16 protein-coding genes are annotated in these 18128 nt (G+C 61.4%); 14 read left to right on the top strand and 2 right to left on the bottom strand.

Annotation, left to right across the window (positions count from 1 at the left end; all coding sequences use genetic code 11):
* Nucleotides 1–3 precede the first annotated feature (3 nt).
* The 9 genes from HNQ36_RS00675 (at nt 4) to HNQ36_RS00635 (ending at nt 8298) form a co-directional block, all read left to right on the top strand.
* Nucleotides 4–1374, top strand: a complete 1371-nt coding sequence (locus HNQ36_RS00675) for a pyruvate dehydrogenase complex dihydrolipoamide acetyltransferase (RefSeq protein ID WP_184082056.1) — start codon at nt 4–6, stop codon at nt 1372–1374.
* A 22-nt stretch (nt 1375–1396) separates the two neighbouring features.
* Entirely contained in the window at nt 1397–1828 is a 432-nt protein-coding gene (locus HNQ36_RS00670; RefSeq protein ID WP_184082055.1) for a hypothetical protein, read from the top strand.
* Nucleotides 1825–2100, top strand: a complete 276-nt coding sequence (locus HNQ36_RS00665) for a hypothetical protein (protein WP_246395191.1) — start codon at nt 1825–1827, stop codon at nt 2098–2100. The genes HNQ36_RS00670 and HNQ36_RS00665 overlap by 4 nt, the downstream gene beginning before the upstream one ends.
* Before the next feature lie 23 nt (nt 2101–2123).
* On the top strand, nt 2124–2909 hold the full coding sequence (locus HNQ36_RS00660) for a DUF4886 domain-containing protein (protein ID WP_430641336.1): 786 nt from the start codon (nt 2124–2126) through the stop codon (nt 2907–2909).
* Nucleotides 2910–2936: 27 nt separating this feature from the next.
* Entirely contained in the window at nt 2937–4370 is a 1434-nt protein-coding gene (gene lpdA / locus HNQ36_RS00655; RefSeq protein WP_184082053.1) for a dihydrolipoyl dehydrogenase, read from the top strand.
* Nucleotides 4371–4447: 77 nt separating this feature from the next.
* A complete protein-coding gene (locus HNQ36_RS00650; RefSeq protein ID WP_184082052.1) occupies nt 4448–5047 on the top strand; it encodes a DUF4337 domain-containing protein in 600 nt (199 codons plus the stop codon).
* A gap of 164 nt (nt 5048–5211) precedes the next feature.
* Complete coding sequence (locus HNQ36_RS00645; protein ID WP_184082051.1) at nt 5212–5490, top strand: GlsB/YeaQ/YmgE family stress response membrane protein; 279 nt, start codon at nt 5212–5214, stop codon at nt 5488–5490.
* Nucleotides 5491–5762: 272 nt separating this feature from the next.
* Entirely contained in the window at nt 5763–7487 is a 1725-nt protein-coding gene (gene ilvD / locus HNQ36_RS00640; RefSeq protein WP_046829915.1) for a dihydroxy-acid dehydratase, read from the top strand.
* Nucleotides 7474–8298 carry a tetratricopeptide repeat protein gene (locus HNQ36_RS00635; RefSeq protein ID WP_184082050.1) on the top strand — a complete coding sequence of 275 codons (825 nt, stop codon included), beginning with the start codon at nt 7474–7476 and terminating at the stop codon, nt 8296–8298. Before ilvD ends, HNQ36_RS00635 begins: the two co-directional genes overlap by 14 nt.
* 37 nt (nt 8299–8335) lie before the next feature.
* Here HNQ36_RS00635 and xth read toward each other — a convergent pair whose 3' ends face one another.
* Complete coding sequence (xth, locus tag HNQ36_RS00630) at nt 8336–9121, bottom strand: exodeoxyribonuclease III (RefSeq protein WP_184082744.1); 786 nt, start codon at nt 9119–9121, stop codon at nt 8336–8338.
* Between the two features lie 171 nt (nt 9122–9292).
* Between xth and HNQ36_RS00625 the strand changes: the two genes are divergently transcribed.
* From HNQ36_RS00625 to HNQ36_RS00615, 3 genes are all read left to right on the top strand, one after another.
* The gene (locus tag HNQ36_RS00625; protein ID WP_184082049.1) at nt 9293–10432 is read left to right on the top strand and encodes an efflux RND transporter periplasmic adaptor subunit; all 1140 of its coding nucleotides are present in this window, start codon (nt 9293–9295) and stop codon (nt 10430–10432) included.
* A gap of 164 nt (nt 10433–10596) precedes the next feature.
* Nucleotides 10597–13725: an efflux RND transporter permease subunit gene (locus HNQ36_RS00620; protein ID WP_184082048.1), complete on the top strand. Its 3129-nt coding sequence runs from the start codon at nt 10597–10599 to the stop codon at nt 13723–13725.
* Between the two features lie 7 nt (nt 13726–13732).
* Nucleotides 13733–14581 carry an amidohydrolase family protein gene (locus tag HNQ36_RS00615; protein WP_184082047.1) on the top strand — a complete coding sequence of 283 codons (849 nt, stop codon included), beginning with the start codon at nt 13733–13735 and terminating at the stop codon, nt 14579–14581.
* An 18-nt stretch (nt 14582–14599) separates the two neighbouring features.
* On the opposite strand, the gene erpA is transcribed toward HNQ36_RS00615, so the two are convergent.
* Nucleotides 14600–14950, bottom strand: coding sequence for an iron-sulfur cluster insertion protein ErpA (erpA, locus tag HNQ36_RS00610; protein ID WP_046829909.1), 351 nt, complete (start codon nt 14948–14950; stop codon nt 14600–14602).
* Between the two features lie 96 nt (nt 14951–15046).
* Here erpA and HNQ36_RS00605 point away from each other — a divergent pair, with 96 nt between their 5' ends.
* Both HNQ36_RS00605 and argS read left to right on the top strand, forming a co-directional pair.
* On the top strand, nt 15047–16255 hold the full coding sequence (locus tag HNQ36_RS00605) for a deoxyguanosinetriphosphate triphosphohydrolase (RefSeq protein WP_184082046.1): 1209 nt from the start codon (nt 15047–15049) through the stop codon (nt 16253–16255).
* A 49-nt stretch (nt 16256–16304) separates the two neighbouring features.
* Nucleotides 16305–18098 (top strand): arginine--tRNA ligase, encoded by a 1794-nt coding sequence (argS, locus tag HNQ36_RS00600; RefSeq protein ID WP_184082045.1) that lies wholly within the window; start codon nt 16305–16307, stop codon nt 18096–18098.
* Nucleotides 18099–18128 lie beyond the last annotated feature (30 nt).

Genomic DNA, 18128 nt, shown 5'->3' with positions numbered 1-18128 from the left:
ATCATGCCGATCAACATTCTGATGCCTGCGCTGTCTCCCACGATGGAGAAGGGTAACCTTTCCAAGTGGCTCAAGAAGGAAGGCGACAAGGTCAAGTCCGGCGACGTGATCGCCGAGATCGAGACCGACAAGGCCACGATGGAAGTCGAGGCCGTCGATGAAGGCACCATCGCGAAGATCCTGGTGCCGGAAGGCACGCAGGACGTTCCGGTCAACAATGTCATCGCGGTGCTCGCCGGTGACGGCGAGGACGTGAAGGCTGCGGGAGCGGGGGCCGCTTCGGCTGCGCCTGCAAAATCGGAAGCAGCGCCTGCGAAGGCTGCGCCTGTTGCAGCACCTGCATCAACGGTTGCGTCAGCACCTGCTGTGCCTGCGGCAAAGACACCGGCACCTGCTCCGCAGGCTGCTGCGTCTCAAGCTGCACCGGCCGCCAGCAACGGCGCGCGCGTGTTCTCGTCGCCGCTGGCGCGGCGTCTTGCCAAGGAAGCCGGGATCGATTTGTCCCGCGTGAACGGTTCGGGGCCGCACGGCCGCGTGGTTGCGCGCGACGTCGATCAGGCGAAGTCCGGTCAAGGTCTCAAGCCCGCTGCCAGCGCTCCAGCCGCTGGCACCGGTGCCGTCGGCGCGCCGGCGATGTCCGATCAGCAGATCCTCGCGCTCTATCAGGAGGGTGGTTACGAGAGCGTGCCGCACGACTCGATGCGCCGGACCATCGCGCAGCGTCTCACCGCGGCGACGAATTCGATGCCGACGTTCTACCTGACGGTGGATTGCGATCTCGGCAAGCTCAACTCGGCCCGCGAAGAGATCAACGCTGCCGCAGGCAAGGATAGGGACGGCAAGCCGCTCTACAAGCTTTCGGTCAACGACTTCGTCATCAAGGCGATGGCGCTGGCGCTGCAGAAAATTCCCGAAGCCAACGTGTCGTGGACCGAGGCGGCGATGCTTCGCCACAAGCATTCGGACATCGGCGTCGCTGTGGCACTGCCGTTTGGCCTGATCACGCCAATCATTCGCCAGGCCGAAATCAAGACGCTGTCGGCGATCTCCAGCGAGATGAAGGACCTTGCCGCGCGCGCAAAGGGCAAGAAGCTCAAGCCGAACGAATATCAGGGCGGCACATCTTCGGTGTCGAACCTCGGCATGTACGGCATCAAGGATTTCACCGCGGTAATCAATCCGCCGCAGTCTTCGATCCTTGCAGTCGGTACCGGCGAGGAACGCGCGGTCGTGCGCAACGGCCAGATCGTGGCGGCCAGCATGATGAGCGTGACGCTGTCCTGCGATCATCGCGCCATCGATGGCGCGCTCGGCGCGGAACTGATCACTGCGTTCAAGAAGCTGATCGAAAATCCGGTGCTGATGGTGGTGTGACGGACCGGCGCGGGAGATTCCGATGAGGCTCTTTGGCGTCGTTCTTCTCGCAGGCCTGTTGTCGTTGATCGTCGGTATCGGCGTGACCATCGCGCTCAACGCGGTCGCGCCGTGCTACAGCGACAAGGCCGGATGCGGGATGGCCGAGGCCTATCGCTTTTTCTTCGTGCCGGGCTTCGTGTTGCTGGGAATGGTGGCGTTCGGAATTTCCGCCGCGGGCAAGAACCGCGAGCGACCGCTCTGGCTGACGCTGATCACGCTGTGTCTCGTGCCCGTGTTTCTTTTTCTGTTTGCCGTCGGCTCGGATTTATCGTCGGGCCGCACCACGAGCCAATCGGACATTTCGGATTCATTGCTGGCCGCGCTCGCGTATTTGTCAGTCATTTTTGTGCAGTGGCGATTGATCCGCGACTTTCTGCGCCGGCGTGAGGCCGCATTGCAGGCTGCGGCATGACGATGAGTGTCCAAGCGCGCATCAAGACCTCATGGCCATGGATCACGCTGCTGCTGACTGCGGCTGCAGCGCTTAATCCGGTCGGGCTGGATTTTCTGCACGGCGCGTTCATGTCCAACGAGCAGTTGTCACGAAACATCGCGCGACCGATCGTGTTCATGATCGGCGGCGTTCTTGGCGTTCTGTATGTGCTGGAGTTTGGTATCAGGCAATATTTGGTCAAGAAGCACGTCGCAGCGGTTTCATCTCACTCTGACAGAGGCCCGCACTGACGAGACCGGTGATGCACAGGAAAGTGAAATGGACACAGTCATTGCTTGCAGGCGCGATCATGGTTTTGTGCGCCGGTGCGGCTGCGGACGCGCAGATCAGGCCGAAGGTCGTCAAGCTGAACGACGTGCCGAAAAATGTGTTGTTCGTCGGCAATAGCTACTTCTATTACAACAACAGCCTGCACAATCACGTACTTAATCTGCTGCGCAGCGCCGATCCTGCCACCCCCTTCAACGCGGCGTCCGCGACCATCAGCGATGCGCCGTTGAGCCAGCACGATATCGATGCTCTGCTCTCGTCGCACAGGCGGCATTCCTCGTCTGGGGAGGATGGCGGCAATCGCAAAAAGTTCGACGCGGTGATCATGATGGACTGCAGCTGGTGCTCGACCGACCCAAAGCGCAAGCCAACGTTCGCGGAGACAGTTGCGAAGGACAGCGCCATCGTGCGCAAGCATGGCGCACAGCCGATCCTGTTCATGACATGGGCCTACGCCGACAAGCCCGAGATGACGGAGAAGCTGGCTAGTGTTTACACGGCTGCGGGCAACGCCAACGATGCGCTCGTGATTCCGGCCGGACTTGCGTTCGCGCGGGCGCGCACGCAACGGCCCGAACTCGATCTCCATGTGCCAGACAAGAGCCATCCAAGCCTGGCGGGCACATATCTGGCTGCCTGCGTCGTGATGGCCTCGGTCTATCGGCGCTCGCCGGTCGGCAATAAATATTACGCAGATCTCGACGAGAAGACCGCGGCATTTTTACAGGACGTCGCGTGGGCAACAGTGCAAGACTACTATCGACAATAGTGCGCCATCGGGCGAATGGAGTTCTTTATGGCTGATACATCTTTCGACGTCGTCGTGATCGGTTCGGGGCCGGGCGGCTATGTGACGGCCATTCGCGCCGCGCAACTCGGCTTCAAGACCGCCATTGTCGAGAAGGCGTATCTCGGCGGCATTTGCAACAACTGGGGCTGCATCCCGACCAAGGCGCTGCTGCGTTCGGCGGAAATCTACCACTACATGAAGCACGCCAAGGACTACGGCCTGTCGGCAGACAACGTGTCGTTCGATCCGAAGGCGGTGATCGCGCGCTCGCGCGGCGTGGTGAAGCGCCTCAACGGCGGCGTCGAATACCTGATGAACAAGAACAAGATCACGATCATCTGGGGCGAGGCGACGCTGCAAGAAGCTGGTAACGGCAACGGCAAGTTCACGGTGAAGAAAACCGAGGCTGCTGCGCCCAAGGGCGCGCTGGGCGAGGGCGTCTACACCGCCAAGCACATCATCGTCGCGACCGGTGCGCGTCCGCGCGTGCTGCCGGGCCTTGAGCCGGACAAGAAACTGGTCTGGACCTATTTCGAGGCGATGAACCCCGACAAGATGCCGAAGTCGCTGCTGGTGGTCGGTTCCGGCGCCATCGGCATCGAGTTTGCGTCGTTCTACCGCACCATGGGCGCGGAAGTGACTGTCGTCGAAGTATTGCCGCAGATTCTTCCCGTCGAGGATGCCGAGATCGCAGGCTTCGCGCGCAAGCAGTTTGAGAAGCAGGGCTTCAAGATTCTTGCAAACACGAAGGTCACCAAACTCGACAAGAAGACCGACAGCGTGGTCGCCACTATCGACGACGGCAAAGGCAAGCCGGTGACAATGGAAGTCGATCGCGTGATTTCAGCGGTCGGCGTCGTCGGCAACATCGAAGGATTCGGGCTTGAAAAACTCGGCGTGAAAACCGATCGCGGCTGCATTGTCATCGACGGCTACGGCAAGACCAACGTGCCCGGCATCTATGCCATCGGCGATGTCGCCGGCCCGCCGATGCTGGCGCACAAGGCGGAGCATGAAGGCGTCATCTGCGTGGAGGCCATCAAGGGTCTTCACCCGCATCCGATGGACAAGACGCTGATCCCGGGCTGTACCTATTGCCATCCGCAGATCGCGTCGGTCGGTCTCACCGAAGCGAAGGCGAAGGAGGCGGGCAAGGACGTCCGCGTCGGCCGCTTCCCGTTCGTCGGCAACGGCAAGGCCATCGCGCAGGGCGAAGACCAAGGCATGGTGAAGGTGATCTTCGACAAGAAGACCGGCCAGCTTCTCGGGGCGCATATGGTCGGCCACGAAGTCACCGAACTGATCCAGGGCTTCGTCGTGGCGATGAACCTCGAGACCACCGAGGAAGAGCTCTTCCACACCATCTTCCCGCATCCGACCATCTCGGAAACGATGAAGGAAGCGGTGCTCGATGCCTACGGGCGCGTCTTGAACATGTAACCGTCAGCTTGCAATCATCGTCACATCTGCGCCGTTTTCACGGGCGCTAGCTGCTGCTTCAAACCGGGGAACATGTGATGCAGGCTGAAGATGCTGCCGAAATGATGGATCAGGACAAGCAGAGCGACACCTTCAAGCAGAGGGCGGCCGTCGGGATTGCGATTCTCGCGATGCTGCTTGCGATCACCAGCCTCGGTGGCTCGAATGCCGGCAAGGAAGCGACGAACAATAATATTTACGCATCGAATTTCTATGCGTTCTTTCAAGCCAAGAACATTCGCCAGACCGAAATCAGTCTTGCCGCTGACGCATTCGAACTGGCGTTTCTCAAAGAGGCGGGCCTCGACGATCAGGCCAAGGCGGCGATCAAGGCAAAAGCCGATGCCTATCGCAAAACCGTCGCACGATACGAATCCGAACCGGAGACCGGTGAAGGCAAGAAGGAGTTGATCGCGCGCGCCAAGGAGTTCGAACAAAAGCGGGATCACGCTCTCAAGCAGGATCCTTATTTCGATTACGCCGAGGCACTCCTTCAAATCGCGATTGTTCTGATTTCTGTTTCGATTGTCGCAACACTGCCGTGGCTGGCCTTTATGGGCGGCATGGTCGGACTTGTCGGAGCAGTTCTTATGGTCAACGGCTATCTGTTGCTGGTCGAAATTCCCTTTATGTCTTGATGGGCACATCAATGGCCGCGCGAGCGGTGCCGGGCGACATTACGGCTTCAGCCGACGGGCGGGCTCAAATCAAAGTTCTAGTTTGTGGGATTCCAATTCGGTCCCCCTTTCGCCTGTGCTATAGGGCCGCGACGTGATCGGATTTGGGGACGAGGGACTGCACAATGAACGAGGCACAGGCATTTTTCAGCCAGCCGGGGGTTGGTTTCTTCACCATGCTCCTGATCGGCGCCATCGCCGGCTGGATCGCGGAGCGGGTGACCGAGTCCGACCACGGCATCTTCACCAACATCCTGGTCGGTATCGCGGGGTCGTTTGTCGGCGCGAAGCTGGCTGAAATCGCACAAGTGCCGGTGTTTGGCTTCTGGCGTACGCTGATTTCAGCGGCAATCGGCGCGGTCCTTCTGCTGTTTGCCTGGCGCATGATCCGCGGCCGGCGGTAACCGCTCAACTTCCTTCAGTCTTGCCCTTCGTCATAAGCGGGTAGCCGCGGCTTCGTTGCCGCGGTGCAACGGATGTTGCTTGCCTACAACACTTCGTGAACATTTAACCGTCGCCCCAGCAAGCGCTTGCGCGCGCCGCGATTTAGCCACACGCCTCCATGAGATCATTGTTCGTAGGCTAAACGCCACGGCATTTGTGAAGGTGTTGGAAAAACCTCCCATTTTCAGGGGTTTTCTGGATCTCACGGAGTGGCCGCGGGACAGGGTTCACGATGGACGCGAAGAGCAACATCAAGGCGCGACTCCCGAGCCGTCACGTGACGGAAGGACCGGCGCGTGCGCCCCATCGCTCGTACCTCTATGCCATGGGCCTCACCACCGAGCAGATCCACCAGCCGTTCGTGGGCGTGGCGTCCTGCTGGAATGAAGCCGCTCCCTGCAATATCTCCCTGATGCGCCAGGCGCAGGCCGCCAAAAAGGGCGTCGCCGCCGCCCACGGCACCCCGCGCGAGTTCTGCACCATCACCGTGACCGACGGCATCGCCATGGGCCACGACGGCATGCGGTCGTCGCTTCCGTCGCGTGAAACCATTGCGGATTCTGTGGAATTGACCGTCCGCGGCCATGCTTATGACGCCCTGATCGGGCTCGCGGGCTGCGACAAGTCCTTGCCCGGCATGATGATGGCCATGCTGCGCCTCAACGTGCCGTCGATCTTTATCTACGGCGGGTCGATCCTGCCAGGCAACTTCCGCGGCCAGCAGGTCACCGTCCAGGATATGTTCGAGGCGGTCGGCAAGCATTCGGTCGGCGAGATGTCCGACGAGGATCTGGACGAAATCGAGCGGGTGGCGTGCCCGTCGGCCGGCGCCTGCGGCGCCCAGTTCACCGCCAACACCATGGCGACCGTGTCCGAGGCCATCGGGCTTGCCCTGCCGTACTCGGCCGGCGCACCGGCGCCTTACGAAATCCGCGATGCCTTCTGCATGGCGGCCGGCGAAAAGATCATGGAATTGATCGCGCTGAACATCCGTCCGCGCGACATCGTTACCCGTAAGTCATTGGAAAACGCCGCGGCTGTGGTCGCCGCGTCGGGCGGCTCGACCAATGCTGCGCTGCATCTGCCCGCCATGGCGCATGAGTGCGGAATTGAATTCGATCTTTTCGACGTCGCCGAAATCTTCAAAAAGACACCGTATATCGCGGATTTGAAGCCGGGCGGTCGTTATGTCGCCAAAGACATGTTCGAGGCTGGTGGAATACCGCTTCTGATGAAGACGCTCTTGGACAACGGTTACTTGCACGGGGACTGCATGACGGTCACCGGGCGCACGATCGCCGAAAACCTCAAGAGCGTGAAATGGAATCCTCATCAGGACGTGGTGCGTCCTGCCGATAACCCGATCACCGTGACCGGTGGCGTGGTCGGCATGAAAGGTAATCTCGCGCCGGATGGTGCGATCGTGAAAGTCGCTGGAATGTCGGTGCTGAAGTTCACGGGACCCGCGCGTTGCTTCGATTGCGAAGAAGACGCGTTCGAATCCGTAAACAAGAAGACCTACAAGGAAGGCGAAGTTCTCGTGATCCGCTACGAGGGCCCCAAGGGTGGCCCCGGCATGCGCGAAATGCTGCAGACCACCGCGGCTCTCACCGGCCAGGGCATGGGCGGCAAGGTTGCTCTCATCACAGACGGACGTTTTTCGGGAGCCACCCGCGGCTTCTGCGTCGGCCATGTTGGACCCGAGGCTGCCGTCGGCGGCCCGATCGGGCTGATCCGCGACGGCGACATCATCGAACTCGACGCGGTCGACGGCACGCTCAGCGTCAAGCTGACGGATGCCGAACTGGCCGAGCGCCGGAAAGCCTGGAAGCCGCGCGAAACCAAGGTCGGCTCGGGGGTGCTCTGGAAATATGCCCAGCAGGTCGGCCCGGCGGTCAAAGGCGCCGTGACCCACCCCGGCGGGTCGGCTGAGAAAGTGTGTTATGCGGACATCTGAACGCATTGGCATCGTTGCCGCCCTGACGGTCGCGATTTTCGCGGCGGGTCCGGCCGTTGCCTTTGAAGGCACGTCGCCGGGCAATCAGGATGCCGCACTGCCGATCGTTGCCGCCCCGAGCGGCGTCGCTGTCCTGAAGAAGCCGGTTCCTCCCGCCGATATCCCGCAGGCGCCATCGCTGACTGCCTTGCAGTACGCCGCCGAGGGCGGCCATCCGGTGGCGCAGTGGAAACTCGGCCGCATGTACGCCAAGGGCGACGGCGTGGCGCAGGACGATCTGCGCGCCTACGACTATTTCAGCAAGATCGCGAACGCCCATGCGGAAGACAGCCCGTCTGCACCGCAGGCCGCCATCGTCGCCAATGCCTTCGTGGCGCTGGGACGGTATTACGTGTCCGGCATTCCGAATTCGCGGGTGAAGGCCGATCCGGAGCGGGCGCGGGAAATGTTCTCCTACGCCGCGTCGTATTTCGGCAATGCCGAAGCCCAGTACAATCTGGCGCGGATGTATCTCGACGGCGTCGGCATGCCGCGGGATTCGAAGTACGGAATTCGCTGGCTCGGTCTGGCCGCCCGAAAGGGCCAGCATCAGGCGCAGGCGCTGCTCGGCCAGATGCTGTTCAACGGCGATCGCGCGCAGCGTCAGGCCGCCCGCGGTCTGATGTGGCTGACGCTGGCGCAGGACAGCGCCGGGCCTGACGAGACCTGGATCAAGGACAGCTACAAGACCGCGCTCGCCAAGGCGTCCGAGGACGACCGGGCGATGGCCTTGCAGATGCTGGAGCGCTGGGTTCAGGGTCGCCGGGACTGAGACCCAGCCCAAACAGAATTCGCCAGGCGGTCGCGGGTTAGTTGAGATCCAGATCGATCCACACCGGAACGTGATCCGAGGCTTTTTCCCATCCCCTGACGTGACGATCGATGCCGGCATCGAGCAGCCGGTCGCTGGCCTGCGGTGACAGCAGCAGGTGGTCGATCCGGATGCCGTTGTTCTTCGGCCAGGCGCCGGCCTGATAATCCCAGAAGGTGTACTGGCCGGGCTGATCGGACACGGCGCGGATGGCGTCGGTCAGACCAAGGTTGAGAAGGGCGCGGTAGCGCTCGCGGGTCTTCGGCAGGAACAGTGCATCACCTGCCCATGCTGCCGGATTGTAGACGTCGCCGTTTGCGGGAATGACGTTGAAATCGCCGGCCAGCACCAGCGGCCGCTCGCCTTTCATGCGCTCCTTCGAATATTCAAGGAGGCGCTCCATCCATTTGATCTTGTATGGATATTTCTCGGTTTCCGGAGGGTTTCCGTTGGGCAGGTAGAGGCACGCGATCCGCAGCGAGCCGTTCGGATACGACACCACGCCTTCCAGAAATCGTGCGTGCAGATCCTCGGGATCGCCGCCGAGCCGGGGCGTGGTTTCGTCGAAACGATACTTCGAAAGCAGCGCCACGCCGTTGAATGTCTTCTGGCCGTGGGTCACCACGTTGTAGCCGAGCGCCTCGATCGGCTCGCGCGGGAATGCTTCGTCCACGCACTTGATTTCTTGCAGGCAGACGATGTCCGGGGACCGCTCCTGGAGCCATGCCAGCAGATGGTCCAGCCGCTGGCGGACAGAGTTAACGTTCCAGGTGGCGATCCGCATGTCAGTTCCGTTAATCCCGTTAGGCACGTGGGCGATATTTAATGCGTATGCCGTACCATGCTTCAAGCGGCTGTGATAAGTCGAATACAAATAACGCTGGAAAACCAGTACTATGGGGTTGGGGGGAACGATGGCTGCCACGAGTTGGACGGCCTGCTCCTGTGAGTCGATATGATTAAAGATAATTTCAAGAGACGTGCCCTGCTGATTGCCGGCATTGCCGTTGCCGCAATCGCAATCTATGCGACCCGCTCGATGTGGACCGGGAGCGCGACAACCGCGCAAGCGCCGCCGCGTGCGCGGACCGTTTCGGTTGAACTTGCGAAAGCTGAAAAGAAGCAGGTTCCCATCGACGTCGATTCCATCGGCACTGTGACACCGATCTCGAGTGTCGCGCTGAAATCGCGGATCGAGACCACAATCGTCGACGTGCACTTTCAGGACGGCGCGCGCGTGAAGGAGGGCGATCTCCTGTTCACGCTGGATGCGCGCCAGATCGATGCGCAGATCGCACAGGCGGAAGGCAATCTGGCCCGTGATCGTACCCAGCTCGCCGCGGCCGAGCGCGACCTGAAGCGTTACACCGAACTGATCGGGAAGGGCGCGACCACGCAGGTCAATGTCGATAACGCGAAAACGGCGTCCGACAATGCGGCGGCGACGATCCAGGCCAATCAGGCCCTTCTCGACAATCTGAAGGTTCAGAAAAGTTACACCCTGATCAAAGCACCGATCAGCGGTCGCATCAGCGCCGCGTCCGTCAAGGTCGGGAATTTCGTCCGGCCTGCGGATACGACGCCTCTGGCGGTCATCAATCAGATGGCGCCGGTTTATGTCACGTTCGCAATTCCCCAGCGCGTGCTGAGCGAACTGCGCGACGCGATGAAGACCGGACAGTCTTCGGTGACGGCAACAATTCCCGGCAGCGGCAAGTCGGAGACCGGCATCGTCGCCATGGTTGAAAACACCGTCGATCCGGCCACCGGCATGGCGACCGTCCGCGGCAAGATGAACAATGAAAGCGAAGTTCTGTGGCCGGGCATCCTGGTCAACACGACGCTCACGGTCCGGACCGAGCAAGCGGTTGTGGTCCCGTCTGTCGGGGTCCAGCGCAGCCAGACCGGGAACTTCGTGTTCGTGGTCAAGGACGGCAAGGCGATGGTGCAGCCTGTGACAGTCAGTCGTACCGTCCAAGGCATGTCGGTGATCGACAGCGGTCTGGAAGGCGACGAAAGTGTCGTCGTTGACGGCCAGTTGCTGCTGACGAACGGCACTGCCGTCGAGCCGCGAAGCCGCAAGGCCGGAGCCTAGTGATCAGATTCTAACATTCGCGTCCCATTTCAGCAGGCATTCTCGCGAATGTTAGAATCAAAGGATCACTAGGAAATATAGACTTCGAGTGTCCTTCCGTATCCGCCGTTCGCTGCGGAAGGCGCTGCAGAATAAGGCGAACGGCGGATACGGGACACTCGCACATGAACCTGTCGGAGCTTTGTATCCGCAGACCGGTGATGACGATGCTGATGACAGCGTCGATCATCGCGTTCGGCGTGTTCGGCTTCCGGCTGTTGCCGGTGTCCGCGCTTCCCAAGGTCGACTTCCCGACCATCGCCGTCACCGCGACGTTGCCGGGCGCGAGCGCGGATACGATGGCGGCGTCCGTCGCCGGTCCGATCGAGCGTCAGCTCTCGACCGTCGCGGGTATCTCGTCGATGTCCTCGAGTTCGTCGCAGGGAGCGACCACGATCACGATTCAGTTCGATCTGAACCGCAACATCGATGGCGCCGCGCTTGACGTGCAGACCGCACTGACGGTGGCGCAGCGCCGCCTCCCGGTCGAGATGATCATTCCGCCTACGTTCCGAAAAGTGAACCCGGCCGAGTTTCCGATCCTGTTCCTTTCGATGAACTCCGAGACGCTGCCGCTCTCGACCGTCAATGAATACGGCGACATCACCGTCGGTCAGGCGCTGTCGCAAATTCCGGGTGTCGCGCAGGTGTTGATCTATGGCGCGCAGAAGTTCGCCATCCGTGTGCAGGCGGACCCGGAGGCGGCCGCGGCGCGGGGACTTTCCCTGGAGGATATTCGAACCGCCGTATCGCGCGCCAACTCATCCACGCCGGTCGGCACGCTCAACGGCCCCAAGCAGGACATTGCGTTGCAGGCGTCGGCCCAGTTGAACAAGGCGGTCGATTACCGGCAGGTCGTGGTGGCATGGCGCAACGGCTCGCCGGTGAAGCTCGATGAGGTCGCCAGAATCTACGACAGCGTCGAGAACGACAAGGTCGCGACCTGGTTCAATGGCCGCCGCGCCATTGTGCTCGCGATCCAGAAGCAGCCGGATGCCAACACGGTCGCGGTCGTCGACGCGGTCAAGGCAAAACTGCCGGCGCTACGCGCCCAGATTCCGCCGTCGGTGACGATGGACGTGATGTTCGACCGCTCCGTATCGGTTCGGGAGTCGGTGGCCGATGTCGAGGAGACCCTGCTGATCGCGGTCGGTCTCGTGATCGTCGTCATCTTCCTGTTCCTGCGCTCCGCTTCGGCGACGTTCATTCCCGCGCTCGCGGTTCCGATCTCGCTGTTCGGTACCTGCGCCGTGATGTACACGCTGGATTACTCCATCAACAACATGACGCTGCTGGCGCTGACCCTGTCGGTGGGGTTTGTCGTTGACGACGCCATCGTCATGCTCGAAAACATCGTGCGATATATCGAGCAGGGCATGAAGCCCTATGAGGCCGCCTTGAAGGGCGCCCGCGAGATCGGCTTCACGATCTTGTCGATCACGTTCTCGCTGATCGCGGTCTTCATTCCGGTGCTGCTGATGGGCGGCATCGTGGGACGCGTGTTCCGAGAATTCGCTGTCACGATTTCGGTGGCGATCCTCGTGTCGGGGTTCGTCTCGCTGACCTTGACGCCCATGCTCTGTGCGCGCGTGCTGAAGGCGCACGATCCGCATCATCGCCCTAACTTCGTCCTGCGCTGGTTTGAAGTGATGTTCAACTCGTGGCTTCGCGCCTACGAGTGGTCGCTCGATCGCGTCCTGGCCTACAAGTCCGTGATGCTGGTGGTCACGCTGGCGACGCTTGGCGCAACCGTCTGGCTGTACATCATCGTTCCGAAGGGTTTCTTTCCGCAGGAGGACACCGGCTTTCTTGTCGGTGTGACGGAAGCTGCGACCGACACCTCGTTCCAGGCGATGAGCGAGCGGCAGAAGTTGCTGGCTGATGCGCTGAGGGCCGATCCGGCGGTTGAGTTCGTCAACAGCACGGTCGGTTCAGGCGGTCCCAATGCGACTGCGAACTATGGCCGGCTTTTCATTGGGTTGAAGCCGAAGGACGAGCGCGCCTCCGTGCAGGTTGTCGTTGCCCGCTTCCGGCAGACGGCGTTGCAGGTGCCGGGGTTGCAGGCGTTCTTCCAGAGCATCCAGAACCTCAACATCGGCGGACGTGCGTCGAAGAGCCAGTATCAGTACACGCTGCAGAGCGGCGATACGGAATCGCTCTACCGCGTCGCGCCGGAAATGCGCGACCGGATCGCCAAGGTGCCCGGGCTGCTTGACGTCACCACCGATCTCTACATCAAGAACCCGCAGCTCACGGTCGAGATCGACCGCGAGAAGGCCGCAGTCTACGGCGTCACTGCCGACCAGATCCGCAACCAGTTGTTCAACGCTTACGGCGCGCGGCAGGTGGGCACCATCTACATGCCTTCGAATGACTATCAGATCATTCTCGAGGTGCAGCCGAAGTTCCGTATCGATCCGACCGATCTGTCCAAGCTCTATGTGAAGACGGCGAACAACCAGACGATCCCGCTCGAGGCGGTGGCGAAGATGGTGCCGACGGTCGGTCCGCTGCAGATCAATCATCAGGGACAGCAGCCGGCGGTGACGATCTCGTTCAACCTTCAACAGGGGACGTCGCTCGGTCACGCGGTCGACAAGATCACCCAGATCGAACAGGAATCGAACCTTCCGGCGACCGTCACGACCGGCTTCTCGGGAACGGCGCAGGTGTTCCAGGATTCGTTGCGCGGGCAGGGCGTGCTGATCCTCGCCGCTGTGTTCGCCGCGTTCGTGATCCTGGGCATTCTCTACGAGAGCTTCATCCACCCGATCACGATCATCTCCGGCCTGCCGTCGGCGGGCATCGGCGCGATCCTGACGCTGATGCTGTTCAACATGGAACTGTCGGTTATCGCGATGATCGGCATCGTCATGCTGGTCGGCATCGTCAAGAAGAACGCCATCATGATGGTCGACTTCGCCATCGAGCGGCGTTCGGTCGGCCTGAGCGCCGAGCATGCCATTCGCGAGGCGGCGCTGTTGCGCTTCCGGCCGATCATGATGACGACTTTCGCTGCGATCTTCGGCACGCTGCCCATCGCGCTGGGAGCAGGCGCTGGCGCCGAGCTGCGGCAGCCTCTTGGTTTGGCGGTCGTCGGCGGCCTTTTGGTGTCGCAGTTGCTGACGCTGTACATCACGCCGGTGGTCTACATCTATCTCGATCGTATCGACCGCCGCCTGAAGCAGCGTCTCGATCCGACCTTGCAGGAAACCGCGGATGTTCAGCCTCCGCGCGTTGCGGCGGCCGAGTAGAATCCCGATGCGCATCATGCGAGCGAGTTCATGGTGGCGCTTCGCAATCGCTGCCGTCATATTGCTTGCGGTCACGCCCGTTCGCGCGGCCGAGGAGCCGATCGAGATATTCGACGCGCACCTCCACTACAACTGGGAGCCGAATCCGTATTATCAGGTCGAGGAGGTGCTCGCGCTGTTCAAGAAGCACCGCGTCACCGGCATTCTGGCGACCAGTCGTCCCAACACCGGGACCCACGCGCTGATGGATGCAAAGGCTGACGGGCTTTGGGTGGTGCCGTTCATCCGGCCGTACCGGGTCCGTCCCGACATCCAGACCTGGTTCAACGATCCGACGATCTTCGATCTGGTGCAGGACGAGTTCAAGCGCGGCTACTACCGCGGCATTGGCGAGTTTCATCTCTCGGGAAAGGCCGCGGCCACCGAGTGGGTCAAGAAGGCCGTGGACTTCGCGGTCGCCAACGATCTCTACCTTCACGCTCACGCCGACGATGAGGCCGTCGAAATCCTGATGCGCCACAACGGGCGCGCGAAGATCATCTGGGCGCATACCGGCTTCAGTCTCGCGCCGAGCCGTGTCGCCTCGATGCTGGCGACCTATCCGCAGCTTTGGGGTGAACTGTCGTATCGGGGCGGGATCACGGGCGCGGGCGGCGAACTGACACCGGAATGGCGCGCGATGTTCGAGAAGTATCCGGATCGCTTTCTGCTCGGATCGGATACGTGGATCAGCGAGCGCTGGTCGAGCTACGGCGCGATCATGGCCGAGTATCGCGGCTGGCTGAAGCAATTGCCGCCCGCAGTCGCCAAACAAATCGCGCATGGCAACGCGAAGCGGCTGTTCGCGGCCAAATAAGCCGAACGTTCGTGGGGCTTAGATCGAGAAGCTGGTCCCGCAGCCGCAGGATGCGGTGGCGTTCGGATTGACCACACGGAACGACGCGCCGATCAGATCATCGACAAAGTCGACTTCCGATCCGGCCAGGAACGGCACGGACGCCGGGTCCACCAGCACCACGGCGCTGTCGCGCTCGATCACCAGGTCGTCGTCGGCCTTGGCGCGCTCGACATCGAATTTGTACTGGAAACCCGAGCAGCCGCCGCCTTCGACGCTGATGCGCAGCATCGCGCCTTCACCCTCGGATTTGAGGATCGTGCCGATTCGCTTCGCAGCCCGCTCGGAAATCGTAACGTTGGCGGCGGTTTCGGTCGCTACGGCGGTCATCAAGAGTCTCCGAAATCGGGGTATTTGAATGTCCCCGTGTGTCATAGTTAAGTGCGCTGGACGCCAGAATCAAACATCGAAAGTAGAATAATTCGTATGTCGGTCGGAATGGCTGCCCCTCCCGTGGTCTATGGCTGCGATCCCGGTCAAAGCCGCGGCAGGCGCTTCAATGAGCCGCCCAGCTTGCGCCGCAGCGACTTCCGCCGCGACTGTGACCGGGTCATCCATTCCAACGCCTTCCGCCGCCTGAAGCACAAAACCCAGGTTTTCGTGTTCCACGAAGGCGATCATTACCGGACCCGCCTGACCCATACGCTGGAGGTGGCGCAGATCGCCCGTGCGCTGGCGCGGCAGCTCGGGCTCGACGAGGATCTCACGGAAACGCTGGCGCTGGCCCATGACCTTGGCCATCCGCCGTTCGGTCATGCCGGGGAGCGTGCCCTCGACGAATGCCTGCGGGGCCACGGCGGTTTCGATCACAACGCCCAGAGCCTGCGCGTGGTAACACTGCTGGAACGTCGCTATCCGCAATTCGACGGTCTCAATCTGACGTGGGAATCGCTTGAGGGCATCGTCAAGCACAACGGTCCGTTGATCGATCGCAACGGCGAGCCCGTCGGCCGCTACCGCGATCATGGCGTTCCGGTCGGAATCTCGGAATACGTCGCTTATCACGATCTCGAACTGTGGAGCTACGCCTCGCTGGAAGCGCAGGTTGCCGCCGTCGCGGATGACATCGCCTATGATGCGCACGACATCGATGACGGATTGCGGGCAGGGCTGTTCACCGTCGATGATCTTGGAGCCATTCCGCTGATCGCCGACATCAACGCCGTCATCACGGCGCGCTATCCCGTCCTCGATGAAACCCGCCGCGGCGCGGAACTCGTGCGCGAACTGATCTCCTATCTGATCGAGGATGTGTTCTCGGAAACGCGCAAGCGGCTCACAGCGCTGCACCCCGGCAGCGTGATCGATGTACGCAATCATGACGCCACGCTCGTCAGTTTCTCGACTGAGGCCGAGAAAACCGAAGCGACGATCAAGGCCTTTCTCAAAACGCGAATGTATCGCCACGAACGGGTGATGAGCGTGATGCGGGATGCTGAGGCCGTGGTCCGCGATCTGTTCGCACGTTATCAGGCCGAACCGGGCGATCTGCCCGCCGAATGGCTGCCGCATCACGGCGAGGAGGACGAGGCCGGCCGGGCACGCCGGATCGGCGATTTCATTGCCGGAATGACCGACAGATACGCCATTATCGAGCACCAGCGGCTTTTTGACTCGACCCCGGATTTACGTTAGGCGGCGGCCTGAATATGCCAATTTCGTGCACTTGCCAGGACATTCTCCAATGACTTCGCCCAGCCAGCCCCAGCATCTGTTCGCCGATGTGCTTTCGCGCGTGCATGCCGTATGCGCGGCGCTTGGCAGCGAGGGCGTCCTGCCTGCGGGCATTGATCTTACGCGCGTGGTGGTGGAGCCGCCGCGCGACGCCACCCACGGCGACATGGCGACCAACGCGGCGATGGTTCTGGCCAAGGATGCCAAGGCGAAGCCACGCGAGCTTGCCGACAAGATCGCGGAAAAACTCCGCGCCGATCCGATCGTTGAAAGCGTCGATGTCGCCGGTCCCGGCTTTATCAATCTGACCTTGAAGACGACCGCATGGTTCGGTGCGTTGCGGACGGTGCTGGAGCAGGGTAGCGGCTATGGCCGCAGCGCGATCGGCGCGGCTGAGAAGGTCAACGTCGAATACGTCTCCGCCAATCCGACGGGGCCGATGCATGTCGGTCATTGCCGTGGCGCGGTGTTCGGCGACGCTCTGGCGAGCCTGCTGTCGTTCGCGGGCTATGACGTTGCCAAGGAATATTACATCAACGACGCTGGCGCACAGGTCGATGTGCTCGCGCGTTCCGCCTTCCTGCGCTATCGCGAGGCGCTCGGCGAAGCCATCGGCGACATTCCCGAGGGCCTTTATCCTGGCGATTATCTTGTGCCGGTCGGCAAGGCGCTGGCCGCCGAACATGGCGACAAGCTGCTGAAGCAATCAGAGGCAGAGTGGTTGCCGCTCGTGCGCGCAAAAGCCATCGCCATGATGATGGATATGATCAAGGGCGATCTCGCGGCGCTCAACATCCGGCACGATGTGTTCTTCTCCGAACGCTCGCTCAACGAGAATGGCAATGATCGCGTCGGCGCCACCATCGCCGGACTGCGTGCCAAGGGCGACGTCTACGAGGGACGTCTGCCGCCGCCGAAAGGCGCACCGGTCGAGGATTACGAAGATCGCGAACAGACTCTGTTCCGCGCCACCGCGTTCGGCGACGACGTAGATCGTCCGCTGAAAAAGTCGGATGGCTCGTACACCTACTTTGCGTCCGACATCGCCTATCACAAGACCAAGGTCGATCGCGGCTTCCTCAACATGGTCGATGTGTGGGGCGCGGATCACGGCGGCTACATCAAGCGTGTGCAGGCGGCGATCAAGGCCGTGACCGGCGGGAAGGCCGCTCTCGACGTGAAGATCGTGCAGCTCGTCAAGCTGCTGCGCAACGGCGAACCGGTGAAGATGTCGAAGCGTTCCGGCGATTTCGTCACGCTGCGCGAGGTGGTGGACGAAGTCGGTTCCGACGCCGTGCGCTTCATGATGCTGTTCCGCAAGAACGATGCGGTGCTCGACTTCGATCTCGCCAAAGTGATCGAGCAATCGAAGGACAATGCAGTGTTCTACGTGCAGTACGGACACGCACGCGGACATTCGATTTTCAAGAATGCGCGCGAGACGGTTCCATCATTGCCCGAGGATGCGTCGTCGCGCGTCGCCTTCCTGCGCGGTGCGAAGATCGATCGACTGAGCGACCCGGTTGAGCTGAGCCTGATCCGGCAGATCGCTCTGTACCCGCGGATCGTGGAAGCGGCGGCGCTCGCACACGAGCCACACCGAATCGCGTTTTACCTGTATGATCTCGCGAGCGAATTTCATGCGCTCTGGACCAAGGGTCGCGATTTGCCCTATTTACGCTTCATTATCCAGAATGATGCAGAGATAACAATCGCGCGACTGGCCTTGGTTCAGGGCGTCGTCTCGGTTCTGGCTTCAGGCCTCGCCGTACTCGGCGTTCATGCTCCAGACGAGATGCGATAGTTGGGGATTTGACCGCCGCGGGGAACGGGT

The sequence above is a fragment of the Afipia massiliensis genome (assembly GCF_014203115.1).
Taxonomy (GTDB): domain Bacteria; phylum Pseudomonadota; class Alphaproteobacteria; order Rhizobiales; family Xanthobacteraceae; genus Afipia; species Afipia massiliensis.
The sequence above is the reverse complement of the archived record's forward strand: the minus strand, read 5'-3'. Positions and strand labels throughout refer to the sequence as shown.